This window comes from Achromobacter denitrificans NBRC 15125, assembly GCF_001571365.1.
GTDB classification, from domain to species: Bacteria; Pseudomonadota; Gammaproteobacteria; order Burkholderiales; family Burkholderiaceae_B; genus Achromobacter; species Achromobacter denitrificans.
Window position 1 is genome coordinate 1 of record NZ_BCTQ01000033.1, and the last position, 26,308, is coordinate 26,308.

At 68.2% G+C, this 26,308-nt stretch carries 27 protein-coding genes and 1 pseudogene; 17 read left to right on the top strand and 11 right to left on the bottom strand.

From position 1 onward, the window contains the following. A pseudogene (locus ADE01S_RS23220) lies at positions 1-570 on the bottom strand (NADP-dependent malic enzyme); the annotation flags it as partial. 119 nt (positions 571-689) lie between these two features. Next, positions 690-1,562 (bottom strand): hypothetical protein, encoded by an 873-nt coding sequence (locus tag ADE01S_RS23225; RefSeq protein WP_062684110.1) that lies wholly within the window; start codon positions 1,560-1,562, stop codon positions 690-692. Positions 1,563-1,605: 43 nt separating this feature from the next. Between ADE01S_RS23225 and ADE01S_RS23230 the strand changes: the two genes are divergently transcribed. After that, positions 1,606-2,766 (top strand): pyridoxal phosphate-dependent aminotransferase, encoded by a 1,161-nt coding sequence (locus ADE01S_RS23230; RefSeq protein ID WP_062684111.1) that lies wholly within the window; start codon positions 1,606-1,608, stop codon positions 2,764-2,766. Between the two features lie 66 nt (positions 2,767-2,832). On the opposite strand, the gene ADE01S_RS23235 is transcribed toward ADE01S_RS23230, so the two are convergent. After that, positions 2,833-3,651: a lytic transglycosylase domain-containing protein gene (locus ADE01S_RS23235; RefSeq protein WP_062684112.1), complete on the bottom strand. Its 819-nt coding sequence runs from the start codon at positions 3,649-3,651 to the stop codon at positions 2,833-2,835. Between the two features lie 81 nt (positions 3,652-3,732). Between ADE01S_RS23235 and ubiD the strand changes: the two genes are divergently transcribed. Next, the gene (ubiD, locus tag ADE01S_RS23240) at positions 3,733-5,277 is read left to right on the top strand and encodes a 4-hydroxy-3-polyprenylbenzoate decarboxylase (protein WP_062684113.1); all 1,545 of its coding nucleotides are present in this window, start codon (positions 3,733-3,735) and stop codon (positions 5,275-5,277) included. 95 nt (positions 5,278-5,372) lie between these two features. On the opposite strand, the gene ADE01S_RS23245 is transcribed toward ubiD, so the two are convergent. The 4 genes from ADE01S_RS23245 to ADE01S_RS23260 form a co-directional block, all read right to left on the bottom strand. Then, positions 5,373-5,729 (bottom strand): hypothetical protein, encoded by a 357-nt coding sequence (locus ADE01S_RS23245; RefSeq protein ID WP_062684114.1) that lies wholly within the window; start codon positions 5,727-5,729, stop codon positions 5,373-5,375. Positions 5,730-5,732: 3 nt separating this feature from the next. Then, a complete protein-coding gene (locus tag ADE01S_RS23250) occupies positions 5,733-6,152 on the bottom strand; it encodes a phage holin family protein (RefSeq protein WP_062684115.1) in 420 nt (139 codons plus the stop codon). Between the two features lie 59 nt (positions 6,153-6,211). Continuing rightward, the gene (locus ADE01S_RS23255; RefSeq protein WP_062684116.1) at positions 6,212-6,529 is read right to left on the bottom strand and encodes an ElaB/YgaM/YqjD family protein; all 318 of its coding nucleotides are present in this window, start codon (positions 6,527-6,529) and stop codon (positions 6,212-6,214) included. 83 nt (positions 6,530-6,612) lie between these two features. Next, positions 6,613-7,338 (bottom strand): hypothetical protein, encoded by a 726-nt coding sequence (locus ADE01S_RS23260; protein WP_062684117.1) that lies wholly within the window; start codon positions 7,336-7,338, stop codon positions 6,613-6,615. A 245-nt stretch (positions 7,339-7,583) separates the two neighbouring features. Between ADE01S_RS23260 and cysG the strand changes: the two genes are divergently transcribed. Then, positions 7,584-8,999, top strand: a complete 1,416-nt coding sequence (gene cysG, locus ADE01S_RS23265; RefSeq protein ID WP_062684118.1) for a siroheme synthase CysG — start codon at positions 7,584-7,586, stop codon at positions 8,997-8,999. A gap of 30 nt (positions 9,000-9,029) precedes the next feature. On the opposite strand, the gene upp is transcribed toward cysG, so the two are convergent. The 3 genes from upp to ADE01S_RS23280 form a co-directional block, all read right to left on the bottom strand. Further along, positions 9,030-9,668 carry a uracil phosphoribosyltransferase gene (gene upp, locus ADE01S_RS23270; RefSeq protein WP_062684119.1) on the bottom strand — a complete coding sequence of 213 codons (639 nt, stop codon included), beginning with the start codon at positions 9,666-9,668 and terminating at the stop codon, positions 9,030-9,032. 172 nt (positions 9,669-9,840) lie between these two features. Then, positions 9,841-11,289, bottom strand: coding sequence for a D-alanyl-D-alanine carboxypeptidase/D-alanyl-D-alanine endopeptidase (dacB, locus tag ADE01S_RS23275; RefSeq protein ID WP_062684170.1), 1,449 nt, complete (start codon positions 11,287-11,289; stop codon positions 9,841-9,843). A gap of 118 nt (positions 11,290-11,407) precedes the next feature. Beyond that, entirely contained in the window at positions 11,408-12,565 is a 1,158-nt protein-coding gene (locus ADE01S_RS23280; RefSeq protein ID WP_062684120.1) for an ABC transporter substrate-binding protein, read from the bottom strand. 236 nt (positions 12,566-12,801) lie between these two features. On the opposite strand from ADE01S_RS23280, the gene ADE01S_RS23285 reads away from it, so the two are divergent. The 11 genes from ADE01S_RS23285 (at position 12,802) to ADE01S_RS23335 (ending at position 22,385) form a co-directional block, all read left to right on the top strand. Continuing rightward, a complete protein-coding gene (locus ADE01S_RS23285) occupies positions 12,802-13,635 on the top strand; it encodes an IclR family transcriptional regulator (protein WP_062684121.1) in 834 nt (277 codons plus the stop codon). A 97-nt stretch (positions 13,636-13,732) separates the two neighbouring features. Next, positions 13,733-14,791: a tRNA preQ1(34) S-adenosylmethionine ribosyltransferase-isomerase QueA gene (gene queA, locus ADE01S_RS23290; protein WP_062684122.1), complete on the top strand. Its 1,059-nt coding sequence runs from the start codon at positions 13,733-13,735 to the stop codon at positions 14,789-14,791. Then, entirely contained in the window at positions 14,788-15,924 is a 1,137-nt protein-coding gene (gene tgt, locus ADE01S_RS23295) for a tRNA guanosine(34) transglycosylase Tgt (RefSeq protein ID WP_062684123.1), read from the top strand. The genes queA and tgt overlap by 4 nt, the downstream gene beginning before the upstream one ends. Positions 15,925-16,108: 184 nt before the next feature. Further along, positions 16,109-16,450 carry a preprotein translocase subunit YajC gene (yajC, locus tag ADE01S_RS23300; RefSeq protein ID WP_062684124.1) on the top strand — a complete coding sequence of 114 codons (342 nt, stop codon included), beginning with the start codon at positions 16,109-16,111 and terminating at the stop codon, positions 16,448-16,450. A gap of 109 nt (positions 16,451-16,559) precedes the next feature. Then, positions 16,560-18,440 (top strand): protein translocase subunit SecD, encoded by a 1,881-nt coding sequence (gene secD, locus ADE01S_RS23305; protein WP_062684125.1) that lies wholly within the window; start codon positions 16,560-16,562, stop codon positions 18,438-18,440. Positions 18,441-18,493: 53 nt separating this feature from the next. After that, the gene (gene secF / locus ADE01S_RS23310) at positions 18,494-19,429 is read left to right on the top strand and encodes a protein translocase subunit SecF (RefSeq protein WP_062684126.1); all 936 of its coding nucleotides are present in this window, start codon (positions 18,494-18,496) and stop codon (positions 19,427-19,429) included. 162 nt (positions 19,430-19,591) lie between these two features. Further along, positions 19,592-19,906, top strand: coding sequence for an ArsR/SmtB family transcription factor (locus ADE01S_RS23315; RefSeq protein ID WP_062684127.1), 315 nt, complete (start codon positions 19,592-19,594; stop codon positions 19,904-19,906). Next, on the top strand, positions 19,903-20,262 hold the full coding sequence (locus tag ADE01S_RS23320) for an SRPBCC family protein (protein ID WP_062684128.1): 360 nt from the start codon (positions 19,903-19,905) through the stop codon (positions 20,260-20,262). The genes ADE01S_RS23315 and ADE01S_RS23320 overlap by 4 nt, the downstream gene beginning before the upstream one ends. Positions 20,263-20,306: 44 nt before the next feature. After that, positions 20,307-20,912: an ATP-dependent Clp protease proteolytic subunit gene (locus tag ADE01S_RS23325; RefSeq protein WP_062684129.1), complete on the top strand. Its 606-nt coding sequence runs from the start codon at positions 20,307-20,309 to the stop codon at positions 20,910-20,912. Positions 20,913-20,942: 30 nt separating this feature from the next. After that, positions 20,943-21,620, top strand: a complete 678-nt coding sequence (locus ADE01S_RS23330) for a VOC family protein (RefSeq protein ID WP_062684171.1) — start codon at positions 20,943-20,945, stop codon at positions 21,618-21,620. 54 nt (positions 21,621-21,674) lie between these two features. Continuing rightward, the gene (locus ADE01S_RS23335; RefSeq protein WP_062684130.1) at positions 21,675-22,385 is read left to right on the top strand and encodes an alanyl-tRNA editing protein; all 711 of its coding nucleotides are present in this window, start codon (positions 21,675-21,677) and stop codon (positions 22,383-22,385) included. 19 nt (positions 22,386-22,404) lie between these two features. On the opposite strand, the gene ADE01S_RS23340 is transcribed toward ADE01S_RS23335, so the two are convergent. Then, positions 22,405-23,181, bottom strand: a complete 777-nt coding sequence (locus tag ADE01S_RS23340) for a phosphatase PAP2 family protein (protein ID WP_082775881.1) — start codon at positions 23,179-23,181, stop codon at positions 22,405-22,407. A gap of 170 nt (positions 23,182-23,351) precedes the next feature. On the opposite strand from ADE01S_RS23340, the gene miaB reads away from it, so the two are divergent. Genes miaB through ybeY form a run of 3 tightly spaced genes read left to right on the top strand, consistent with a single transcriptional unit; the run spans position 23,352 to position 26,267 of the window. Next, positions 23,352-24,782, top strand: coding sequence for a tRNA (N6-isopentenyl adenosine(37)-C2)-methylthiotransferase MiaB (gene miaB, locus ADE01S_RS23345; RefSeq protein WP_062684131.1), 1,431 nt, complete (start codon positions 23,352-23,354; stop codon positions 24,780-24,782). Then, positions 24,779-25,804, top strand: coding sequence for a PhoH family protein (locus ADE01S_RS23350; RefSeq protein WP_062684132.1), 1,026 nt, complete (start codon positions 24,779-24,781; stop codon positions 25,802-25,804). The genes miaB and ADE01S_RS23350 overlap by 4 nt, the downstream gene beginning before the upstream one ends. Then, positions 25,794-26,267, top strand: coding sequence for an rRNA maturation RNase YbeY (ybeY, locus tag ADE01S_RS23355; protein WP_062684133.1), 474 nt, complete (start codon positions 25,794-25,796; stop codon positions 26,265-26,267). The genes ADE01S_RS23350 and ybeY overlap by 11 nt, the downstream gene beginning before the upstream one ends. The last annotated feature ends 41 nt before the right edge of the window (positions 26,268-26,308 follow it).

Here is a 26,308-nt window from a genome sequence, read left to right on the forward strand (position 1 = left end):
TACCTTGACCTTCTTGATGTCCTTGCCCACGACCTTCAGGCCGTTGATGAAAGCCGCCGAAACCGTAATGGCCGTGCCGTGCTGGTCGTCGTGGAAGACGGGAATCTTCATGCGCTCGCGCAGCTTGCGCTCGACGATGAAGCACTCAGGCGCCTTGATGTCTTCGAGGTTGATGCCGCCGAAAGTGGCTTCCAGGCCGGCGATGATCTCGACCAGCTTGTCCGGGTCGGTCTCGTTGATTTCGATGTCGAACACGTCCAGGCCGGCGAATTTCTTGAACAGCACCGCCTTGCCTTCCATCACCGGCTTCGACGCCAGCGCGCCGATATTGCCCAGGCCCAGCACCGCCGTGCCGTTGGTGATCACGCCCACGAGATTGCCGCGGGCGGTGTAACGGAACACATTGGCCGGATCGGCCACGATTTCTTCACAGGCCGCCGCGACGCCGGGGGAGTACGCCAGGGCCAGGTCGCGCTGGTTGGTGAGCTGTTTGGTCGGCGTGACCGAGATTTTGCCGGGGCGGCCGTGCTCGTGGTATTCGAGGGCGGCTTTGCGAAGGTTGGCATCCATATGGGCGGCTACTTGCTAGAGTGGAAACACAGGGAGGGAGGAATTCTATTCCGATGGCGCACGCCGCGATACCTCCGAAGCGCCCGCCGGCCCTTGCCCTCCAAGTTTACAAATTGTCGCTATTGCGCGGTGAAAAAAACCGGAAATCGTCCGTCCGGATCGAACAGCCCCTTGACCCGCGCGTCCAGCCGCGTCGTCGCCAGCCCCGGCGCCTCGGGGGCGGGCGGCTGCGGCGCCACGGGGGGAACCGCCGTCAGCGTAACGCTCTGCACCCAGGCCAGCGTGCCGCCATGGCCCAGCAGCAGGTGGGCCAGGTTTACGGTGGCGGGGGCTTCGGGCTTGAGCGCGTCCAGCCGGTAGCGGCCCAGCCAGCGCTCGCCGTCCCGGGTGGCGAAGGCATCGCCGCCCGAGGCCAGCTGAAACAGCGCCGGCACCAGGCGCTGCACGGTGACGGAACGCAGGGGCTGGACGTCGGCCTCGCCAAAGGGACCCAGCGTTTCCTCGATGCCGTCCGCCAGCATCACGTCCACCGTCAGCACGCCCGAATCGGCGCACCGCCCCGCCGCCCAGCGGGCGGGCGCGGCCAGCCATTCAGCCAGCGTCATCGCGTCGGGCAGGCCCGCGAACTGGCGCAGGCCGGCGTGCGCCAGCGCCGCCACCGGCACCCCGGGTTGGGCGCGCCAGCGCGGGGGCTCGCCCGCCAGGCGGACCAAACCCGCCAGCGCGGACGGATCCACGCTCAGGACCGGTCCGGAAGCGGCCTCGAAGGGCCCTTCGGCTCCCTCCAGCGCCAGGGCCACCCGGTACTCGGCGCACAGGGCGCGCGCGTGCGCCACGTCGGCGTCGCGCGCGGGGACGAGGACGGCGCGGCCGCCCTCGCCCAGGTCGCGGACGGTCCCCTGGCAGAGCAGGCCCAGGCGCTGCAGGAACGCCGCCCAGGGGCTCTGGGCCGGCCGACGGCCGAGGAGGAAAGCGCGCCGGGATGGCTGCATGACTACAATTCCTTTTTCGCTACGAAACGCCTTCGAGAATCCAATGCCCCGCCTTGCCACTCGCACCAACGATTTCCTGACCTTCCAGGTAATGGAACTTTTCAAGCAGGCGCAAGCACTGCAGGCGGCCGGCAAGGACATTATCAGCCTGGGCATCGGCGAACCGGACTTTACCGCGCCCCCCCAGGTCGTGGAAGCGCTGGAGCGCGCCGCCCGCGCCGGGCAGAGCGGCTACAGCCCGTCCGCCGGCCTGACCCCGCTGCGCGAAGCCATCGCCGGGTTCTACCATGAACAGTTCGGCGCCCGCGTCGATCCGTCCCGGGTCATCGTGACCGCAGGGGCCTCCGGCGCCCTGACGCTGGCCTGCGCCGCGCTGGTCAACAGCGGCGGCGAGGTGCTGATGCCCGACCCCTCCTACCCCGCCAACAGCAATTTCGTGCTGGCCGCGGGCGGCGTGCCCCGCTTGATCCCCAGCTCGGCGGAAAAGCGCTTCCAGCTGTCCGCCCAGGACGTCGCCCGACACTGGACGCCGGCCACCCAGGGCGTGCTGGTCGCCTCGCCCAGCAACCCGACCGGCACCTCCATCGACCATGGCGAGCTGGCCGAGCTGCTGGCGCAGGTCCGCGCCCGCGACGGCTTCGCCATCGTCGACGAGATCTACCTGGGCCTGTCCTATGAAGGGCAGCCGCGCTCGGCGCTGACGCTGGACGACGACGTCATCGTCATCAACAGCTTCTCGAAGTATTTCCACATGACGGGCTGGCGCCTGGGATGGATGATCGTGCCCCAGGACATGGTGGCCCCGGTGGAGAAGATCGCGGCCAGCCTGGCGATCTGCGCGCCCACGCTGGCCCAGCATGCCGCGCTGGCCTGCTTCACGCCCGCCGCCATGAAAACCTTCGAGCACCGCCGCGAAGCGTTCAAGCAGCGCCGCGACTACCTGCTGCCGGAATTCGAGCGCCTGGGCATCCAGGTGCCGGTCAAGCCGGACGGCGCGTTCTATATCTACGCCGACATCGCCAACCTGGGAATGGACAGCGCCGCCTTCTCGCAGCGCCTGCTGCTGGAAGCGGGCGTGGCCGCCGTTCCCGGCCTGGACTTCGGCCCGGCCCACGGCCGGCACACCATGCGGTTCTCGTATGCAACGGGCCTGGACCGCCTGGAAGAAGCCGTGGCCCGCATGGGCAGCCTGTTGAAGCGCTGAGGGCCGGCAAAAGCAAAGGCGCGTCCCCGGGGGGAACGCGCCTTGCGGCCGCGGCATCGCAGCGGATCAGTCGCGCGCCAGCGCGATTCCGGAAGCCAGCGCCAGGCGGCGGCGTTCGGCCTGCACCTTGGCGCCGTAGCCGTTGTCGTCCGGCCCGGTGGAGCCCACGTAACAGGCCAGGCCGCCATCCACGGAACCGCGGCGGTTGATGCAGTCGCGCAGGATCGTGGCGCCCACGCCGATGTTGGCGGCGGGGTCCAGCGCGGTCTTGCCGACGGCGTCGAACTTCTCCTGGTGCACGCTGGTCATCACCTGCATCAAGCCCTGGGCGCCCACGTGGCTTTCCGCCAGCGGGTTGTAGCGGGATTCGATGGCGATCACGGCCAGAACCAGCAACGGATCCAGCTGCTTGTCGCGGCTGACCTTGTATACCGTGTTCAATAGCGGGCCGGTCGCGTCATAGGCAACCTTGTACTTGCGCGAGATATAGTTGCGCAGGGCTTCGGCCTGGGGGCCGGTCGCGGCATTGGCGACGGGCTGCCTGGGCGGCGGGGCGACGCGCGCCGGCCCCAGCATGCCGGTGGCATTGCTGGCGGGAGCTTCGGGTATGGCCATGGCAATGGCCGACGACATGTCGGTACCCAGATCGGAACCCATATCCAGATCGGTACCGGCTTGCATGGACGAAGGCGCTAGGGCGGTCAACAAGGCTTTGTGCACCTGCAATGCCTGGTCGCGCAGTCCAGGCAGGGCAAATCCCATGCTTACCGTCACAATGACCGCAATGCCCAGATAAACGGAGCAAATGCGCAGGGATTCGGCAAGATATTGGTGCACTCCTTGGGCCATGCTCCTGAAGAGACTGGCCACTGACGCATCGGGCATAAAACCTCCTGCGTAAAAAAGAGGGAGTCAATGTTAACCTCTCTTTCTCCCCAAAATGTAACCAAATCGCCGGGATCTGTAGTGAAATACCGCGACCTTAGAGACTTCCTCGCCCAACTCGAACGCATGGGCGACCTCAAACGCATCGCCCCGCCGGTGTCCACCCGGCTGGAAATGACCGAGATTTCCGACCGCGTCCTGCGGGCGGAAGGCCCGGCGCTGCTGTTCGAGAACGCCGTGCACGACGGCCAGCAGGCGCAGATGCCGGTGCTGACCAATCTGTTCGGCACGCCGGCGCGCGTGGCGCGCGGCATGGGCGCGGACAACGTCAGCGCGCTGCGCGACATCGGCGAGCTGCTCGCCTCGCTGCGCGAACCCGAAGCGCCCCGCGGCCTGCGCGACGCGCTGGCCAAGGTGTCGATGCTGAAGTCGGCGCTGTGGGACATGAGCCCCAAGACCATCAAGAGCCCCGCGTGCCAGGAGATCGTCTGGGAAGGCAAGGACGTGGACCTGACGCGCCTGCCGATCCAGACCTGCTGGCCGGGCGACGTGGCGCCGCTGCTGACCTGGGGCCTGGTGATCACGCGCGGCCCCAACGCCCGCCGCCAGAACCTGGGCATCTACCGCCAGCAGCTGCTGGGCCCCAACAAGCTGATCATGCGCTGGCTGTCGCACCGCGGCGGCGCGCTGGATTTCCGCGACCATGCCCTGGCCCATCCGGGCACGCCCTTCCCCATCGCGGTCGCGCTAGGCGCGGACCCGGCCACCACGCTGGGCGCGGTCACGCCCGTGCCGGACAGCCTGTCCGAATACCAGTTCGCCGGCCTGCTGCGCGGCTCGCGCACCGAAGTCGCGCAGGCGCTGGGCAGCAATCTGTCGGTGCCGGCCTGGGCCGAAATCGTGCTGGAAGGCCATCTGCTGCCGTCCTCCGACCCGCGCGCCATCCCCCCCGCGGTGCCCGAGGGCGTCAACCCGCCAGCCAACACCGATTACGAAATGGCGCTGGAAGGCCCTTACGGCGACCACACCGGCTACTACAACGAGCAGGACTGGTTCCCCGTCTTCACGGTGGAGCGGATCACGATGCGGCGCAACCCCATCTACCACTCCACCTACACGGGCAAGCCGCCGGACGAACCCGCCGTGCTGGGCGTGGCGCTCAACGAGGTCTTCGTTCCCCTGCTGCGCCGCCAGCTGCCCGAGATCGTGGACTTCTACCTGCCGCCCGAGGGCTGCAGCTACCGCCTGGCCGTGGTGTCCATCCGCAAGCAGTATGCCGGCCATGCCAAGCGCGTGATGTTCGGCCTGTGGAGCATCCTGCGGCAGTTCATGTACACCAAGTTCATCGTGGTCGTGGACGAGGACATCAACCCGCGCGACTGGAAGGAAGTGGTGTGGGCCATGACCACCCGCATGGACCCGGTGCGCGACACCCTGCTGGTCGAGAACACGCCCATCGACTACCTGGATTTCGCTTCGCCGGTCTCCGGCCTGGGCGGCAAGATGGGCATGGACGCCACCAACAAGTGGCCCGGCGAAACCAATCGCGAATGGGGCACGCCCATCACGATGGACGCCGCGGTCAAGCAGCGCGTGGACGAACTGTGGGGGCAGCTCGGCCTGTAGGCCCGGCAGCCCGGCGCCCCGGCCGCATGCCGCCGGGATGCCCGCAAAAAAAAACCGCCGAAATGAAGGCGGTTTTTTGCTTGCCGGACGCGGACTTACCGCGAGTCGCCGTCGCGGCGGGCGCCCTGCCAGGCCTTGAACAATTGCCAGCCGACAAAAGCGCCGCCGGCGATCTTCAAGAGCTTGGAGCGCTTCCCGCCGCGCATGATCATGGCGGACAGGGAAGAGCTGACGATGGGATAGCGCCGCGCCAGGCTGATCGCCTGCAAGGCCCAGCGGGACGCGTTGCCCGACGCGAGGCCGGGCAACAGGCTCCGGATGAGCGATGCCGGCTCCAGCTTGCGGCCGGTGGAGGCGATGCTCTGCGCCAGCGATTCGCGCTCGATGGCGGCGCGGGCGCGCAGCAGTTCGATGCGCACGGCCCGGTCGATGGTGGGAGACCTTTTCACCATGCTTCAGCCCTCCTCGCGCCGGCGCGCCAGCGCTTCGTCGTCGTCGCTTTGCGCGTCGCGGACCCGTTCCAGCAGTTCCGCGTCGCGCGCCAGCTCTTCAAGCGTGGCGGAAAACGGCGGCGCGCCATAGACCAGGCCATGGCGGACGACCAGCAGCAACGCCACGCCGACGATGCCGTAGAAGGCCGCCAGCAGGCCCAGGGCCAGGTAGCGGTCTTCGGTGGGCCAGAAGGCCACCGCCACCGTGACGGTGAAGACCAGGACGGCCAGCGTCAGGAAGAGCAAGGCGGCAAACGCCATGCCCAGGAGTTTGAGCAGGCGCGCCTTTTCGTCCGCGGCTTCCAGAGCCAGGAGTTCCAGGCGCGTGCGCAGCAGCCCGACCAGGCTGGACGCGATGCCGAATACGGATTTTCGTAGACCCATGGCGCAATGGACGCCGGGCGGAAGACGGCAAGCGTCGTCCGCCCGGGTGTCCTGCCCTATCAGCGGCGGCTGATCAGCAAGCCGAGCAGCAGGCCGGTCACGCCTGCAATGCCGATGGCTTGCCAGGGATTGTCATGCACGTAGTCGTCGGTGGCGCGGGCGGCCTTGCGGCCGCGCTCCAGCACGGCGTCCTGCGCTTCGTACAGGGCCTCGCGGGTGCGCTTCAGGGAAGACAGGGCGCGGTCGCGCAATTCGTTTGCCTTGTCGCCCGTGCTGCTGGCGGCTTCGCGCAGCAGGCTTTCCGCATCGTTCAGGCTGGTCTTGACACTGTCGATGAGTTTTTCTTTTGCGACGTCTTCGGATTTTCTCGTGGCCATTTCTTGAGCTCCTGTTGTGTGTCCATGACGGAATCATCATACCAGCCGCCCTTTCCGCGGCATGGCGTGCTTGCTACCGGGTGCTACTTGATTTGCGTAATCTCAACGGCGGACTTGACGCCGCCCTGGTCGATGTCCTGCTTCATCACGAGGTTGACCGCCGGACAGTACCAGTCCGTCACGGTGGTGTTCATGCCCGGGATGGGAATGGTCAGCCCCTGGAAGGTGGCCATGGTGGGATCGGAATTGCGGGTGTAGGTGATCGGATGGCAGGACTGCTTGCCCAGCGCCGTGTTCATCGAGGCTTTCTGCCCCACCGTCTTTTCGCCGATGCGCACCGTGGTGCTGGGCTGGCCGCCCACCGGCGCCTCCTTGCCGATCTTCAGGCGGAACGACGAGCCGGGCAGCTTCTGCCCGCTGTTGAGCTTGCCGTCATAGGCGAACAGGCCCAGCATGCGCAGGTCGAACTGGCCCTCGGAGGGGCGCGGCGCCTCGCCGGCGCTGGCATAGCGCAGGAAGGTGGCCTGGCCGCTCTTGACGGTCATGAGGTAGTCCAGCTTGGACTTGCCCGGGGGCAGGCCCGCGTAGCTGAAACTGGCGACGCCCTGGACGCGCGCGCGGCAGTTGTCCCCGTTCGTCTTGGTCACTTCGGCGAAGGTCAGGTCGGCGCCCAGCGCCAGGTTGCCCGTGCCGGTCAGCTGGACCGCGCCGCCGTCGTGCATGAACTGGGCGTCGCACACGCCGGCCTGCGCCAACGAGGCCGCCCCCAGCATGCCCGCCGCCAAAACAAAGGATGCCGTTTTTCGCATCGTCACAAGCCACTCCATGAATCCGGAAAAAACCGTCCGCGCCTGGCGGGCGGCGGATGGTGGCTTGATACTACACCGTTGCCGCCCCCGGCGTATGTCGGAACGTGTCGGCCCGCGGGCTCGGAAAGCCGCGCTTGCCTAATAATTTCTGGGCATATGGAATAAAGAAATCAAAAGTTGTGGGGATGAGGGCCCGTCCCTATGATCGAACGACATTTTCCCGGGCACGCCCGACGCTGGCACTCATGAAGCTTTTCCCGATTTTTGCCGATTTGAAAGACCGGCTCGTCCTGGTGGTGGGCGGCGGCGCGGTCGCCGAGCGCAAGACGCTCGCCCTGCTGGAAGCCTCGGCCGAGGTGGTCGTGGGCGCCCCGGACCTCACCCCGGCCCTGGCCGCCTTGGCCGCCGAGGGCCGCATCCGCCATCGGCCCGGCCGCTTCGATCCCGCCTGGCTGGACGAGGCCTGGCTGGTGGTCGCGGCCACCGACGACCGCGACGCCAACGCCGCCGTGTCCGAGGCGGCGCGGGCCCGGCGCATTTTCGCGAACGTGGTGGACGACCCGGAACTGTCGTCCTTCCAGGTGCCCTCCATCGTCGACCGCTCGCCGGTCATCGTGGCCATTTCCTCCTCCGGCGTGGCGCCCGTGCTCGCGCGCCGCGTCAGGGAACGCATCGAATCCCTGTTCGACCACACGCTGGGCCAATTGGCCGCCTTGGCCGCCCGCTACCGCAAGCCCATCCGCGCCAGCCATCCCGACCTGGGCGCGCGCCGCCGCTTCTACGACTGGCTGCTGGACGGCCCGGTGGCCGGCTTCCTGCGCCAGCAGCAGCCCGCCCAGGCGGAAGACGCGCTGGCCGCCGCCCTGGCGGCCCCGCTGGCGCCCGACGCCGGCAGCGTGGTGCTGGTCGGCGCCGGCCCCGGCGATCCCGGGCTGCTGACGCTCAAGGCCTTGCGCGCGCTGAACGAGGCCGACGTGATCCTGCACGACCGCCTGGTGAGCGACGAGATCATGTCGCTGGCGCGCCGCGACGCCGAGCGCGTGCCGGTGGGCAAGCTGCCCGGCGAAAACCATCACGCCACGCAGGCGCGCATCCACGGCCTGCTGGTAGAGCACGCGCGCGCCGGCCGCCGCGTAGTGCGGCTGAAGGGGGGCGACGCCTTCATCTTCGGCCGGGGCGGGGAGGAACTGGAGTATCTGCGCGCCCACGGCGTGCGCTACGAGGTGATCCCGGGCATTACCGCCGCGCTGGCCTGTGCGGCCTACGCCGGCATCCCGCTCACGCACCGGGAGCATGCCCAGTCCGTGCGTTTGATCACGGCGCATTGCCGCGAAGACGAGGACAACCTGGACTGGCCCGCCCTGGCGCGGGAAAAGCAGACCCTGGCCTTCTATATGGGCGTGGGGCAGCTGGACCTGCTGACCGGGCGCCTGCTGCGCCATGGCCGCGCGCCCGACACGCCGTTCGCGCTGATCGAAAACGGCAGCCGGCCCGAGCAGCGCGTGCTGTCCGGCCCGCTGGAGCGGCTGCCGGCGCTGGCCGCCGAACACGCCATCCGCTCCCCCGCCCTGCTGATCGTGGGCGAGGTCGCCGGGCTGGCGCCGCGGCTGCGGTGGTTCGGCCGGCACATCGACGGCGCGCCCGAGACCATCACGGCGTGAGGGGCGGCGCGTTCCGCGCCGCCGCCGGCTTTATTCCGTCTTCTGCGTGGTGCCGAAGATGCGGTCGCCGGCGTCGCCCAGGCCCGGCATGATGTAGCCGTGTTCGTTCAGGCCGTCGTCGATGGACGCGGTATAGATATGCACGTCCGGGTGCTTGGCCAGCACGGTATCGATGCCGACCGGGGCGGCCACCAGCACCAGCGCGCGGATTTCCTTGCAGCCGGCGCGCTTCAGCAGGTCGATCGCGGCCACCATCGAGCCGCCGGTGGCCAGCATCGGATCCACGATCAGCGCCAGGCGCTGGTCCAGTTCGCCGACCAGGCGCTCCAGGTAGGTATGCGCCTCCAGCGTTTCCTCGTTGCGGGCCACGCCGACCACGCTGACCTTGGCGCCGGGGATCAGGCTGAGCACGCCGTCCAGCATGCCGATGCCGGCGCGCAGGATGGGCACCACGGTGACTTTCTTGCCGGCGATCTTCTCGACCTCGACCGAACCGCACCAGCCTTCGACCGTGGCGGGCGCCAGCGGCAGGTCCTTGGACGCCTCGTAGGTGAGCAGCGCGCCGACTTCCTGCGACAGTTCGCGGAAGCTCTTGGTGCTGAGGTCGGCGCGGCGCATGATCCCGAGCTTGTGGCGGATCAGCGGATGGCGGATTTCGTGCACGGGCATGTGCGTAACACTCCAGAATATTGATGGACAGGGTTTTCGCCTCGGGCGGAACCGCAGCGGCGCGGCGCATCGGCGCCGCCCGCGTCGAGCCACACCTGAGGATCGTAATCGGGTTTGGGGCCGCTGCGTAGTTCCTTTTGGCGCGCGGCCCCGGATGGGAGGCGGGTTCCTTCTATTGCTCGGCCAGCCAGGCGATGAGCGCGTCGTCGAAGGCCCGGACGGCGCCCGCCTGTTCGTGGTTCACGATGCTGACGACCACGTAGCGCTTGCCGCTGGCGCCCAGCACGTAGCCGGCGATCGAGCGCACGTCGCGCAGGGACCCGGTCTTGAGGTGGGCCATGCCCAGCGTGCCGTTGCCCTTGAGGCGGCGGCGCACCGTGCCATCCACCCCGGCGATCGCGAAGGACGAAATGTACTCCGGCATCACGGGCGAGTTCCAGGCCAGCGTCAGCATCGAGGCCAGGCTGTCGGCCGAGACCCGGGCATCGCGCGACAGGCCGGCCCCGTTGTCGATGACCAGCTCCGGCATGTCCAGCCCCTGCTTGGCGAGCAGGCCCTTGGCCACTTCCTCGCTGCTGGAGACGGTGGCGGGACGGCGGCCGCGCTCGGCGCCCAGGGTCAGCAGCAGCGTGCGGGCCATGACGTTGTTGCTGCGCTTGTTGATCTGGCGAATCGCCTCGGCCAGCGTGGGCGAATCGTGGGTGGCCAGCACCACCGCGTCGGGCGGCACCATGCCGGAACGGACCTGCCCCTTGAACGTGCCGCCCAGCTCCTTCCAGAGCATGCGGAACACCTCGGTGGCGTAGTCGGGCTGCGACAGCGCCAGGCGGTACAGGCTGAATTCGCCGCAGGAACCGGCCACCTTGCCGTTCACGCGGATGGTCACGCCCTGCTGGGTGATCACCGGATCCGTGGTCACCACGGGCGGGCCGGGGCAGCGGACTTCGCTCCATTCGACGCGGCCCTCGATCTTGAGGCCCGGCAGCGGCGGATCGATCAGCGGCACCCACTTATTGGCGACCGGGTCCGGCGTGAACACCAGGCGCAAGGCGCCGAAACCCACCATCAGCGCGTCCGGGCTGGCGTTGTAGGCGCGGTCGGGCGCGCCGTCGAAGGCGCCGGGGTCGGTCGCGACCTGGCCGAAGATGCTGCGGTCGATGACCAGGTCGTTGATCTGCTTGACGCCCTTCAGGCGCAGCTCGCGCAGCAGCACCCAGAGATCCTGCAGCAGGAACTGGGGATCGCCGCCGGCCCTCAGGTAGAGGGGGCCGGCCAGCACGCCCTTGGCGTCGGGCCGCGCGCCCGGCGCGGTCATGAATTCGGTGCGCCAGACGTAATTGGGCCCCAGTTCGGAAAGCGCCGCCCAGGTCGTCACCAGCTTCATGACCGAGGCGGGGTTGCGGGATTCCTTGGCGTTCAAGGCCGCCAGGCGCGGCCCGCCGACTTCCTGCACCACCAGCGACAAGGCGCTGTCGGGCAGCTTGGTGGCCTTCCAGGCGTTCACCACGTCGGGCGGCAGGCCGGGCACCTGGGCGCAGGCAGCCCCCGCGGCCAGGGCCAGCAGCCCTCCCGCCAGCCACCGCTTCAGCCCGCCCTTATGCTTGTTCGCTTGTCCCGTCATGCCACGCCCGTCCGCTTGCTCGTCCAGCAAAACCGAGAGCATACAAAACCTGGAGGGCTTGCGGGCGAGCGGCCCGCAAGCCCAAGGCGAAATCACCGCCCCGGACAGCCGCCGGCGCCTACTTCTGCAGCTTCCACTTGCCGCCGGCCACGGTGGCCATCACCAGCGCGCGCTCGTCCAGGCCGTTGTGGTCGGTCGGGCTCATCGAGACCACGCCGGTCGCCGTCGGCAGGTTCTTGACGTTCTCCAGCGCGTCGCGCAGCGCCGCCCGGAATTCCGGCGTGCCGGGCTTGGCCGTCTTCAGCGCGACGGGGATCGCCTGTTGCAGCAGCAGGCCGACGTCCCAGGTATAGGCTGCGAACAGGGACACGCTGCCCGGGCCGTTGGCCGCCTCGTACTTCTTGGCGAAGGCCTGGGCCGTGGCCTTGACGGGATTGTCGCCGGGCAGCAGGTCCGCCACCATGACCGGGCCCACCGGCACCCAGGCGCCGTCGCAGGCGGTGCCGCAGACGCGCAGGAAGTCGTTGTTGGCCACGCCGTGGTTGAAATAGATCTTGCCCTGGTAGCCGCGCTCGCGCAGCGCCCGCGCCGGCATGGCGGCGGGCGTGCCCGAGGCCCCCACCACCACGGCGTCCGGCGACCCGCCGATGATCTTCAGCGTCTGGGCCACGGCCGAGGTATCGGTGGGCGCGAAGCTCTCCTTGCCCACCACTTCGATGCCGTGCTTCTTCGCGGCCTTCTCGACTTCCACCCAGAAGGTCTCGCCCAGCGCATTGTTGAAGCCGATGAAGGCCAGCTTCTTCACGCCGTTGGCCGCGGCGTGGCGCGCGATGCCCTCGGCCATCAGGGAATCGGAGTGCGGCGTCTTGAAGATCCAGCGCCGCTTGTCGTCCACCGGTTCGATCAGCCGGGCCGAGGAGGCCAGCGTGATCACCGGGGTGGCGCCGGTGGCCACCGTGTCCAGCATCGCCATGGTATTGGGCGTGGTGGTGGACCCGACGATCAGGTCGACCTTGTTCTCGGAGATCAGCTTGTGGGAATTGCTGACGGCCCGGGTGGTGTCCGAAGCATCGTCCAGCACCACGTACTCGACCTTGACGCCGCCGATCTCGGTGGGCAGCAGGCTGATGGTGTTGCGTTCGGGGATGCCGAGGGAGGCCTGGGGGCCGGTGGTGGACAGGGTGGCGCCTATCTTTACTTGCGCCAGCACGGGCGAGGCGCCCAGGGCCAGCAGGGCCGCCACGGCGGCGGCGGTCAGGGTGCGGCGAGGGGTCATGCGCAGTCTCCTTGGGTACGCGGATGTCTTATGCTTTGCGCCGATCCGCTACGGCGTTGAACTCTGTTTATACGGCCGGAAAGGCCGCCGGCGCGCACGCGCGACGGCCCGTTGCGGGTTTGTCCGCACGGGTGGGCCACGGGGCGCGGCTTGGGGATGGTCTGTCTCCGCGTTGCCGGCTTGCGGCAACAGCTGTATTTTTTAGTGATACGCGTATTCTAATAAGAGACAAATCGATGTCAACACACAGCAGTACGGGGATCCAGTCCGCCGAAATCGCGTTGGACGTCCTGACCCGACTGGCCGAGCTGGGCGGCGCCCTGTCGGTATCGGAGCTGGGGCGCAGCCTGGACATGCCGCGCGCCAAGGTGCACCGCTATCTGGTGTCGCTGGAGCGGCGCGGCTATGTGGAACAGGACGCGGCCAGCGCCCGCTACCGGCTGGGCCCGCAGGCGCTCCACACCGGGCTGGCCGCGCTGGCCGAGGTGGATTTCGTGAAGCTGGCGGCCGGCGGCCTGGACGGCCTGAGCGCCGCCATCGGCCAGACCGTGTTCATTTCGGTGTGGGGCCAGCACGGCCCCACCATCGTGCAGTGGCGCGACGCGCGGCTGCCGGTCACCGTCAACGTGCGGGTGGGTTCGGTGCTGCCGCTGCTCAATAGCGCCACCGGCCGGGTCTATGCCGCCTGGCTGCCGGAAACCCTGGCCCTGCCCCGGGCGCTGGCCGAATGGGACGCGCTGCTGGGCCAGGACGCCGACGCCGAACGGCGCCGGGACGCGGCCCGGGCGCTGGGCGCCGCGGAACCGCCCCGGGATCCCGCCGCCGCCTTGCGGCAGCAATGGCAGGCCACCCGCCAACGCGGCTACGCCAGCGTCAGCGGCCACCTGCTGCACGGCATCGACTCGGCCGCCGTGCCGGTGCTGGACGCCCAGGGCCGGCTGGCGGGCGCCATCACCGGCCTGGGGCTGCATGGCGGATTCGACCTGGCGCCCGAAGGCGAACCGGTGCGGGCGCTGGTGGCGGCCGCCGCCGACTGCTCTCGCCGGCTCGGCTGGAATGCCGCCGCCTGAGCGCGGCGAGCCGCGCCCTTTACAATAATGGGTTGCCCCGGGTGCGCCCGGCTCGCTTTTGCTTTCTTTCGCCGCCCTTTTCCGAACGGATACCCGCGTGACCCAGTCCCTCACCGTTTCCGATTTCAATTACGAACTGCCGCCTGAGCTCATCGCCCAGACGCCCGCCGCCGAACGCACGGGCAGCCGCCTGCTGCACCTGGATCGCGCGGGCGCGCTGCACGACCGGCAATTCGCCGACCTGGCCGCCCTGCTGCGCCCGCACGACCTGCTGGTCTTCAACGACACCCGCGTCATCAAGGCGCGCCTGACCGGCCACAAGATCACCGGCGGCAAGGTCGAGGTGCTGGTCGAGCGCATTACCGAGCCCGACCGCGTCCTGGCCCACGTCCGCGCCAGCAAGTCGCCCGGAGCGGGCATGGTGCTGCGCCTGGCCGACGCCTTCGAGGCCACGGTGCTGGGCCGCGACGGCGAACTCTTCGATATCCGCTTCCCCGGCCCGGTGCTGGCGCTGCTGGACGCGCACGGCGCCACGCCGCTGCCGCCCTACATCACGCACCAGGCCGATGCCGGCGACGACGAGCGCTACCAAACGGTCTATGCCCGCGAACCCGGCGCCGTGGCGGCTCCCACCGCCGGCCTGCACTTCGACCAGCCCACCCTGGACCGCCTGGACGCCCTGGGCGTGACGCGCGCCTTCGTCACGCTGCACGTGGGCGCCGGCACCTTCCAGCCGGTGCGGGTGGACAACCTGGCCGACCACGTCATGCATGCGGAGTGGTTCACGGTGCCCCAGGCCACGGTGGACGCGATCGCCGCCGCCCGCAGCCGGGGCGGCCGCGTCGTCGCCGTCGGCACGACCAGCGTGCGCGCCCTGGAATCGGCCGCCGCCCAGACCGAGGGGCGCACCGCCCCCGGCCTGCCGCTGGCCGCCGCCCAGGGCGATACCCGCCTGTTCATCACTCCCGGATACCAGTACCGTGTCATCGACGCCCTGGTGACCAACTTCCACCTGCCCCAGTCGACCCTGCTGATGCTGGTGTCGGCGCTGGCCGGCGTCGAACCGATACGCCGCGCCTACGCCCACGCCGTCGCCGAGCGCTACCGCTTCTTCAGCTATGGCGACGCCATGTTTATCGAGTCCCCCGCCCCATGACCGGACTGAATTTCGAACTGCTCGCCACCGACGGCGGCGCCCGCCGCGGCCGCATCACGCTGAACCACGGCGTGGTCGAGACCCCCATCTTCATGCCCGTGGGCACCTATGGCAGCGTCAAGGCCATGCTGCCCCACGAACTGAAAGAGATCGGCTCGCAGATCGTGCTGGGCAACACGTTCCACCTGTGGCTGCGCCCCGGCACGGAAATCATGGAAAAGCATGGCGGCCTGCACGGCTTCATGCAATGGGACAAGCCCATCCTGACCGATTCCGGCGGTTTCCAGGTGTTCAGCCTGCAAGGCATGCGCAAGATCACCGAGGAAGGCGTGAAATTCGCCTCCCCGATCGACGGCGCCCGGCTGTTCCTGACGCCCGAGGAATCCATGCGCATCCAGCGCTCGCTGAATTCCGACATCGTCATGGTGTTCGATGAGTGCACGCCCTATGAAATCGACGGCCGGCCCGCCACCGTCGAGGAGGCCGCCCGCTCGATGCGCATGTCGCTGCGCTGGGCCCGCCGCTCGCGCGAGGAATTCGACCGCCTGGGCAACCCCAACGCCCTCTTCGGCATCGTCCAGGGCGGCATGTACGAGGCGCTGCGCGACGAATCGCTGGCCGGGTTGCAGGAGATCGGCTTCCACGGCTACGCCATCGGCGGCCTGTCGGTGGGCGAGCCCAAGGAAGACATGATGCGCATCCTGGCGCACGTCACCCCCAAGCTGCCGGCCCAGGCGCCGCGCTACCTGATGGGCGTGGGCACGCCGGAAGACCTGGTCGAGGGCGTTTCCCGCGGCGTGGATATGTTCGACTGCGTCATGCCCACCCGCAACGCCCGCAACGGCTGGCTGTTCACGCGCTTCGGCGACGTCAAGATCCGCAACGCCAAGTACCGCGACGATACCCGCCCGCTGGACCCGAGCTGCGGCTGCCACACCTGCGCGAATTTCTCGCGCGCCTACCTGCACCATCTGCAGCGCGCCAATGAAATCACGGGCGCGCGCCTGAATACGCTGCACAACCTGCATTTCTACCTGACCATCATGAAGGAAATGCGGGAAGCCATCGCCGAGGGCCGTTTCGACGCCTGGCGCGCCCAGTTCGCGGCCGACCGGGCGCGAGGGGTGGATTAGAATTTCAGAAGTCCGCCGGCCGGGCGGCGGCGCCCCGGCCGTGCCGCCCCTCCGCGATGCGCGCCCCGGCGGGCCGCGGAACCTATATACAATAGTCGGCTTGCCCTATCCATGGCTCGCGCGGGGATGGGCGCAGAAAAACATAAACACGACCTCCCAAACATACTAAACGCAGGAGAATTCAATGTCCCTTATCGATACCGCCAGCCTCGTCGTGGCCCAGGCCGCCCCCGAAGGCAATGCGCTGATGGGCATGCTGCCCATCATCCTGATGTTCGTGATCCTCTACTTCCTGATGATCCGTCCCCAGATGAAGCGCCAAAAGGAACACCGCAACCTGATCGCCGCCCTGGCCAAGGGCGACGAAGTGGTCACCGCCGGCGGCATGCTCGGCAAGGTCACCAAGGTGAACGACAGCTACGTCACGGTGGAAGTTTCGGAACTGGCCGACAAGCCGGTCGAAGTGATCATGCAGAAGTCTTCGGTTTCGACCGTGCTGCCCAAGGGAACCATCAAGGCCCTGTAAGCGTCCCAACGGAGCCCTGAACGGGCTCTTGCGCTTGATGGCTCCCCGCCGCCCGCCGCGCTTGGCGCTCGGGCGGCCCTTTTATCACTCTCACATGAAGTAGCCGGCAATGAACCGCTATCCTCTCTGGAAGTACATTACGGTCCTGGTCGCGGTCATTATCGGCCTGCTGTACACGCTTCCCAACTTCTACGGCGAGTCCCCCGCCGTCCAGGTTTCCAGCGCCAAGGCCACCGTAAAGGTCGACACCGCCATGCTGGGCCGGGTCGAGCAAGTGCTGGCTGACGCCAAGATCCCCAACGAAGGGGTCTACTACGAACAGAACGGCACGCTCGGCACCGTGCGCGCCCGCTTCACCTCGACCGACCTGCAATTGCAGGCCCGCGACCTCCTCGACAGAACCCTCAACACCGTCGCCGGCGACCCTCACTACACGGTGGCGCTGAACCTGCTGCCCGCCTCGCCCGCCTGGATGCGCGCGATGGGCTGGTTCGCGCCCAAGCCCATGTACCTGGGCCTGGACCTGCGCGGCGGCGTGCACTTCCTGCTGCAAGTGGACATGCAGGGCGCGCTCACCGCCCGCTACGACTCCCTGGCCGCCGACGTGCGCTCCGTGCTGCGCGACCAGAAGGTCAACGTGGCCGGCGTGGAACGCTCCGGCATGGCCATCGCCGCCACCTTCGCCAACGACGACGACCGCGACCGCGCCATCTCCACCCTGCGCAGCCGCCTGCCCGACCTGGAATTCACCGAGCGCGTCGAAAACGGCAAGCCCCTGCTGATCGGCGCCCTGAACCCGGCCGCCGTCACCCGCGTGCAGGATTCCGCGCTGAAGCAGAACATCAATACGCTGCACAACCGGATCAACGAACTCGGCGTGGCCGAACCGGTCATCCAGCAGCAAGGCGGCGACCGCATCGTGGTGCAACTGCCCGGCGTGCAGGACGTGGCCAAGGCCAAGGAACTGCTGGGCCGCACCGCCACGCTGGAAATCCGCATGGTCGACGACTCCCCCGCCGCGCAGGCCGCGCTGCTGGGCGGCACCGTGCCTTTCGGCCTCGAACGCTACAACGACCGCGACGGCCGCCCGATCCTGGTCCGCCGCCAGGTCATCCTGACCGGCGAAAACCTGCAGGACGCCCAGCCCGGCCGCGATTCGCAGACCCAGCAGGCCGCCGTGCACCTGACGCTGGACTCCAAGGGCGCCCGCATCTTCCGCGACGTGACCCGCGACAACATCGGCAAGCGCATGGCCATCCTGCTGTTCGAGAACGGCAAGGGCGAAGTGGTCACGGCCCCGGTCATCCGCAGCGAAATCGCCGGCGGGCAAGTGCAGATCTCCGGCAGCATGAGCTCCGAAGAAGCCGCCGACACCGCGCTGCTGCTGCGCGCCGGCGCCCTGGCCGCGCCGATGTCCATCATCGAAGAACGCACCATCGGCCCGAGCCTGGGTGCCGACAACATCGCGAAGGGCTTCTATTCGACGCTCTACGGCTTCCTCGCCATCGCCGTGTTCATCATCCTGTACTACCACCTGTTCGGCGTGTTCTCGACCATCGGCCTGACCCTGAACGTGCTGCTGCTGCTGGCGCTGCTGTCCATGCTGCAGGCCACGCTGACGCTGCCGGGCATCGCGGCCATTGCGCTGACACTGGGCATGGCCATCGACTCGAACGTGCTGATCAACGAGCGGATACGCGAGGAATTGCGCGCGGGCGCCAGTCCGCAGCAGGCCATCCATCACGGCTTCGAGCGCGCCTGGGGCACCATTCTCGACTCCAACCTGACCACGCTGATCGTGGGCCTGGCGCTGCTGGCCTTCGGTTCGGGCCCGATCCGGGGCTTCGCCGTGGTGCACGTCCTGGGCATCCTGACCTCGATGTTCTCGTCGGTCGTGGGCGTGCGCGCGCTGGCCAACCTCTGGTACGGCCGCAAGAAGAAGCTCACGACGATCTCCATCGGTGAAGTCTGGAAGCCGAAGACCAACTGAACATCCGCGCGGGCGGCATAGCCGCCCGCCACCGATAAAGCCGAAGGCGAAAAATGGAATTTTTCCGTATTCACCGCACCATCCCGTTCATGCGCCACGCGCTGGTGCTGAACATCATCAGTCTCGTCACCTTCGTGGCGGCGGTCTTCTTCATCCTGACCCGCGGTTTCCACCTGTCGATCGAATTCACCGGCGGCACGGTCATGGAAGTCAACTACGCCCAGACGGCGCAGCTTGAAAACGTGCGCGGCGTCGTCTCGAAGCTGGGCTACACCGACTTCCAGGTGCAGAACTTCGGCACCTCGCACGACGTCATGATCCGCCTGCCCCTGCAGGAAGGCCAGACCTCGGCCACCCAGAGCGAAACCGTCATGGCCGCGCTCAAGGCCGCCGATTCCGGCGTCGAGCTGCGCCGCGTCGAGTTCGTGGGCCCGCAGGTGGGCCAGGAACTGCTGCACAACGGCCTGATGGCGCTGCTCGTCGTGGTCATCGGCATCATGGTGTACCTGGGCTTCCGCTTCGAATGGAAGTTCGCCGTCGCCGGCGTGATCGCCAACCTGCACGACGTGGTGATCATCCTGGGCTTCTTCGCCTTCTTCCAGTGGGAATTCTCGCTGTCGGTGCTGGCGGGCGTGCTGGCGGTGCTGGGCTACTCCGTGAACGAATCCGTGGTCATCATGGACCGGATCCGCGAAAACTTCCGCAAGTACCGCAAGGCGGACGTGCATGAAGTCATCAACAGCGCCATCACGCAGACCATCTCGCGGACCATCATCACCCACGGTTCGACCCAGATGATGGTGCTGGCCATGCTGTTCTTCGGCGGCCCCACCCTGCACTACTTCGCCATGGCGCTCACCATCGGCATCTGGTTCGGCATCTATTCGTCGGTGTTCGTCGCCGCGGCGCTGGCCATGTGGATGGGCGTCAAGCGCGAAGACCTGGTCAAGCCGGTCAAGAAGGAAGGCGAGGAAGGCGAAGTCGCCTGATTTTCCGCCGCCCCGCGAAAACCCGCCCTCTCTTTGAACTGACCCCCGAAAGTTGGACTAGATCCAACCTTCGGGGGTTTTTTCATGCCCGGCCGCAACGCGGCCGACGCATCTCGGACGATGTCGCTTGCCCTACACATAAGTATCCGCTAATGTGTAGGCATGATCGAAAACGACATCTTCAAGGCCCTGGCCGACCCGACCCGCCGCGCGATCTTCGAGAAGCTCGCCGCCGGCGGCATGAACGCCAGCGCCTTGCGCGAGGGCATGGAGATCAGCCAGCCCGCCATGTCCCAGCACCTTGCGGTCCTGCGCAAGGCCCGGCTGGTGCGCGAGGCGCGGCAAGGCCGCTACGTCAATTACCAAGTCGACCCGGACGGCCTGGCGCTCATTGCCGGCTGGCTGGCGAAGTACCGCGCCTACTGGCCCGCCCGCGTCGACGCCCTGAACGCCTTGCTCAAGGACATGGACCAATGACCGACTCCGCCCTCGACGATCCGCGGCAGGACATCCTGCTCGAATACGAACTCGACGCGCCTCCCGAAAAAGTCTGGCGCGCCCTCAGCATCCCGGAATTCCGCGAACAGTGGCTGCCCGGCCTGGACCTGGCCAGCCCCGACCCCGTGGACGCGACGCCCCAGGAAGAAGTGCGCTACCGGATGCGCGACGACGAACCGCCTTTCCTCGAAAGCGTGGTGACGTTCCAGCTGCGCCCCGCCGCCGACGGGCGCAGCCTGTTGCGGATCATCCATGTCCTGGCCGACGAGCGCCTCGAACGCCGCGGCCGCGACGCCGCGAACGACGCCGGCCCCTTCCTCATGCGCGCCGCCTGAGCCCGGCGCCGCTCGCCAAGCTTCCGCAACACAGGAGTCAGTCCATGCAGGACGTCATGCATTACGTGCCGATGGTCGTCGAGCAGTCCGGCCGCGGAGAACGGTCCTTCGACATTTATTCGCGGCTGCTGCGAGACCGCATCATCTTCCTCAACGGCGAGGTCAACGATGCCGTGTCCGCGCTGGTCTGCGCGCAGTTGCTCTTCCTGGAATCCGAGAACCCCACCAAGCCCATCCACCTGTACATCAACTCGCCCGGCGGGGTGATCACCAGCGGCCTGGCCATGTACGACACCATGCAGTACATCACCGCCCCGGTGCACACGCTGTGCATGGGAACCGCCCGCTCCATGGGTTCGTTCCTGCTCATGGCGGGCGAACCCGGCGAACGCTGCGCGCTGGCCAACGCCAGCCTGCACGTCCACCAGCCGCTGGGCGGCTTCCAGGGCCAGGCGTCGGACATCCTGATCCACGCCGAGGAAATGCAGCGCACCAAGGACCGCGTCATCCGGGTCTACGCGGAACACTGCGGGCGCAGCTACGAGGAAGTCGAGCGCACGCTGGACCGCGACCGCTACATGACCGCGGAGGAAGCGCTGGAATGGGGGCTCATCGACCGAGTCCTGAAACGGCGCGACTTCGGCGGCTGAAGCGCCATGCTGGGCTACCATAGCCGCATCATGAAACTTGCCATCGATCATCTCGTCATCGCCGCCGCCGACCTCGACAGCGGCACCGAATACGTCGCCCGGCTGCTCGGCGTCGCGCCGGCCGGCGGCGGCGCCCACCCGCGCATGGGCACCCACAATCGGGTGCTGGGCATGGCCGGCGGCCTCTACCTGGAAGTCATCGCCATCGACCCGAACGCCGAGGCGCCCAGCAGGCCGCGCTGGTTCGGACTGGATCAGGGCGCCGTGCGCGCCCGGCTGGAACAGGGCCCCTACCTGGCTCACTGGGCGGCCCGGGTGGAAGCCCCGCTGGACCTGACGCAAATGCAGGCCGAGCACCCCGACCGCCTCGCCCCCGCCATTCCCATGTCGCGCGGCGACCTGCGCTGGCGGCTGACCGTGCCCGAAGACGGCAGCCTCCCCGCCTGGCGCGAGGCCGGCCACGCCGCCGGCGACGGCCTCCTGCCCACGCTGATCCAATGGGACGTGCCGAACTATCCCGGCCTGAGCCTGGCGCGCCCGGACCTGGCGCTCGTCGAGCTGTCCGGCCGGCATCCCCAGGCGGGCCTGCTGCGCCAGGGCCTGGCCTGGATGGGCGCCGATCACCTGATCCATCTGGAACAGGCCGACGGCCCGCCTCGCCTCTCCGCCCGCATCCAGACGCCGCGGGGCGAGCAGGTCCTGGCCTGACCGCCCCGTCGCGCCGGCGCTTCCCCCCGCATCCATCCCTAACGGAGACCGTTCATGTCCGCCCCCCGCAAGCGATTCGACGAAGACCCCTACCTGGAACGGTGCGAGGCCACCGTGGTGGCGGTCGGCCCCGACGGCATCGAGCTGGACGAAACCGTCTGCTATGCGCGCAGCGGCGGCCAGGCCGGCGACAGCGGCCGGCTGACCCTGGCCGACGGGCGCGTGCTGGAACTGGCCGACACGCTGTACGCGGACGACCGCCAGCGCATCCTGCACGTGCCGGCCGGCGACGCGCTGCCGCAAGTGGGCGAGCGCGTGTCCGTGGCTATCGACTGGCCGCGGCGCCACCGGCTCATGCGCCTGCATACCTGTCTGCATTTGCTGGGATCGCTGGTGCCCGCGCCCGTGACGGGCTGCAATATCTCGCCCGACTCCGCCCGCATCGACTTCGACCTGCCCGAATCCACGCTGGATAAGGCCGACCTGACCGAGCGCCTGAACGCGCTGATCGGCGCCGGCATCGCGGTCGGCATCGACAGCATCACGCCGGATCAGCTGGCCGCGGAACCCGAGCTGGTGCGCACCGTGGGCGCGGCGCCGCCGGCCGGCACCACCCATATCCGCATCGTCGGCATTCCGGGCGTGGACCGGCAGCCCTGCGGCGGCACCCATGTGGCCAACACGGCCGAGATCGGCCCCGTGGTCGTGACGAAGATCGAGAAGAAAAGCCGCACCAACCGGCGGGTGGTGGTCAGCTTCGCCTGAAGCCTGCGGGCCCGCGCGCTCAGCCGCGCGGGCCGGCGCGCCACCACTTCCACGGCGCGCGCAGCGGCCATTGGTACTGGGCGTCCAGCACGCGCGGCGCCAGCACATGCCCGACCAGCACCGCGATGCCCGCGGCCGTCATCACGTCGGACAGATAGTGGTCCAGGTTGACCAGCCGGCTGACGGCCACCAGCGCCGCCAGCAGCAGGAAGACCCAGCGCCAGCGCGGCGCCAGGATGCCCAGCACCACCGCCACGGCGAACGCCGCGTAGGTATGGCTGGACGGGAAGGAATTGAAGAGCTGCGAGCGCGAGAACGATTCGCCCAGCCCGTAGATGCCTTTTTCGAAGTAGAGCTCGGGCCGCGCCCGCGCCACCGAACGCTTGAGCACCAGCACCACGAGCCCGCCGACCGCCATGGTCGAGAGCATCAGCAGGCTGCCGCGGGCCATGCTGGCGTAGCTCATGCGCACGGGGTTGCGCCAGCCGCGCGCCAGCCCGACCAGGCCGATGACGTAGAACGCCAGCGCCACGCCGATGTAGCGGCCGCTTTCGCCCATTTCCCCGACCCACTCGAACGATTCGTTCACGCCCTCGGATACCGACTGCTTGATCCAGACGGCCAGGGGCAGGTCGATCCACAACGCGCTGGCGCCCGCGGCCAGCGCCAGGGCGCAGCCCAGCAGCAGCCAGGTCAAGGGCGAAAAGGGGTTGTGATAGCGGTCGGCCGAAAGCGTGCCCGGCGCGGCAGCATGCGCGGGAGCGGCTACCGGAGGCGTCAGGGGATTCGTGTTCATCGGTGCCGCTTCATGGAAATGAGAAAGATTACTGGGATCTGAAACCCAGTCCGGTCGATATCGTAACGGGCACCGGCCGTCAGACCAAGAAACAAATTTCACGCAAGGGTTAAAATTCGCGGTTTCCCATCCTTCAGCCCCCGGGATCTACACCCGTCACGGCGACCATCATGCAAGAAATCTCCCTCAAACGCGCGGACGCCCCGCGCGACGGCGCAAGCGCCGCCCCGGCCGCGGGCACCGGCTCCCCCCGCAAGCTGTACATCCGCACTTTCGGGTGCCAGATGAACGAGTACGACTCGGACAAGATGGCCGACGTGCTGCGCGGCGACCAGGGGCTGGAACTGACCAACGACCCGGAAGAAGCCGACGTCATCCTCTTCAACACCTGTTCGGTGCGCGAGAAGGCGCAGGAAAAAGTCTTCTCCGACCTGGGCCGCGTGCAGCACCTGAAGAAAACCAATCCCAACCTGGTGATCGGCGTGGGCGGCTGCGTGGCCAGCCAGGAAGGCGAGGCCATCGTCAAGCGCGCTCCCTACGTGGACGTGGTGTTCGGCCCGCAAACGCTGCACCGCCTGCCGGAGCTGATCCAGCGCCGCCGCGAGGAAGGCCGCTCGCAGGTGGACATCAGCTTCCCCGAGATCGAAAAATTCGACAACATGCCGCCGCCGCGCGTCGACGGCGCCACCGCCTTCGTCTCGATCATGGAAGGCTGCAGCAAGTATTGCAGCTTCTGTGTGGTGCCCTATACGCGCGGCGAGGAAGTCTCGCGCCCCTTCGAGGACGTGCTGGTCGAGGTCGCGGACCTGGCCGACCAGGGCGTGAAGGAAGTGACGCTGCTGGGCCAGAACGTGAACGCCTACCGCGGGCGCATGGCCGACACCAGCGAGATCGCCGACTTCGCCATGCTGCTGGAATACGTGCATGAAATCCCGGGCATCGAGCGCATCCGCTACACCACCTCGCACCCCAAGGAAATGACCCAGCGCATGGTGGACGCCTACGCCCGCCTGCCCAAGCTGGTGTCGTTCCTGCACCTGCCGGTGCAGGCCGGCAGCGACCGCGTGCTGGCCGCCATGAAGCGCGGCTACACCACGCTGGAATTCAAGTCCGTCGTGCGCCGCCTGCGCGCCGCCCGGCCCGACCTGACGCTGTCCTCGGACTTCATCGTCGGCTTTCCCGGCGAAACCGAGGAAGACTTCGAAAAGACCATGAAGCTGATCGAGGACGTGGGCTTCGACACCTCGTTCTCGTTCGTGTATTCGCGCCGCCCGGGCACCCCCGCGGCCGACCTGCACGACGACACGCCCCAGGACGTGAAGCTGCGCCGCCTGCAACGCCTGCAGGCGCTGATCAACGAGCAGGCCGCGCAGATCGCCCGCAACATGATCGGCACGCGCCAGCGCCTGCTGGTGGAAGGCCCCTCGCGCCGCGACCCGAACGAACTGATGGGCCGCACCGAGAACAACCGCATCGTGAACTTCGCCGCGCCCGCGCGGCTCATCGGACAAATGGTCGACGTCATCATCACCGAAGCGCACACCAATTCGCTGCGCGCCCGGGTGGCCGACGTGGACCGCGTTTCCCAAGAGGCCGAATGACCACTCCCCGCTCCCGCGCCCGTCGCAGCATGCCCGTCGTCGTCACCCTGGACGGCGACAACACCCATCTGGCCAACCTCTGCGGCCCGCTCGACGAAAACCTGCGCCAGCTGGCCGACGGCATGAGCGTCAAGCTCTCGCGCCGCGGCAGCCGGGTCACCATCGAGGGCGAGCTGGCCGAGCTGGCTTCGCGCGTGCTGCGCCGCTTCCATGAGCAGGCCGTGCACCGCGCGCTGTCGGTCGACGACATCCAGCTGGGGCTCGTCGAGATCGGCGTCGGCCGGCAGGAAGAGAAGCTGAAGGAAGAGCTGGCCCAGGAAATGGACCCGCTGCCCGCCCTGGACGACGAGAGCGACGGCATCGCGTTGCGCACCAAGCGCAGCGACCTGCGCCCGCGCACGCCGCGCCAGCGCGACTACCTGAACAACATCCTCAAGCACGACATCACCTTCGGCGTCGGCCCCGCCGGCACCGGCAAGACCTGGCTGGCCGTGGCCTGCGCCATCGACGCGATGGAGCGCGACACGGTGCAGCGCCTGGTGCTGACCCGCCCCGCGGTCGAAGCCGGCGAACGGCTCGGCTTCCTGCCCGGCGACCTGGCGCAGAAAGTGGACCCGTACCTGCGCCCGCTGTACGACGCGCTCTACGACTTGATGGGCTTCGAGAAGGTGCAGCGCCTGTTCGAAAAGCAGACGATCGAGATCGCGCCGCTGGCCTATATGCGCGGCCGCACGCTGAACCATGCCTTCGTCATCCTCGACGAAGCGCAGAACACCACGCCGGAACAGATGAAGATGTTCCTGACCCGGATCGGCTTCGGCAGCAAGGCCGTCATCACCGGCGACCCGTCGCAGGTGGACCTGCCGCGCGGCCAGGACAGCGGGCTGGCCCATGCGGTGAAGGTGCTGCACGACGTGCAGGGCATCGCCACCACCCGATTCACCAGCCGAGACGTGGTGCGCCATCCCCTGGTCGCCCGCATCGTCGACGCCTACGACCGCGCCTCCGAAAATGAAGCCTGATCTGTCCCTGTCCGTGCAGTACGGCGTGCAGGAAGCGCGCCTGCCGCGCTGGCGGCTGCGCCGCTGGGCCGAGCGCGCGCTGGCGGGCGCGGCCGCGGACGGCCTCGTGGCCTTCTCGGGCGCGGAACTCAGCCTGCGCCTGGTCGGCGCGGCCGAGGGCCGGCGCCTGAACCGCGATTTCCGCGGCCGCGACTACGCCACCAACGTGCTCACCTTCGAATATGGCGTGGATCCGCTGGGCGTGGCCCGCGGCGACATCGTCATGTGCGTGCCGGTGCTGGTGCGCGAGGCGCGGGAACAGCGCAAGGAACTGCTGGACCACGCCGCCCACCTCACCATCCACGGCGTGCTGCACTCGCTGGGCTACGACCACGTCAAGGCCCGCGACGCCCGCCGCATGGAAACCCTGGAAACCGCCACCCTGGCGGCCATGGGCATCGCCGATCCCTACGTCGAGGCCTGATCCCCCGCGGCCTCGGCCCGAGGGGCGCTTTTTTCTTAGGG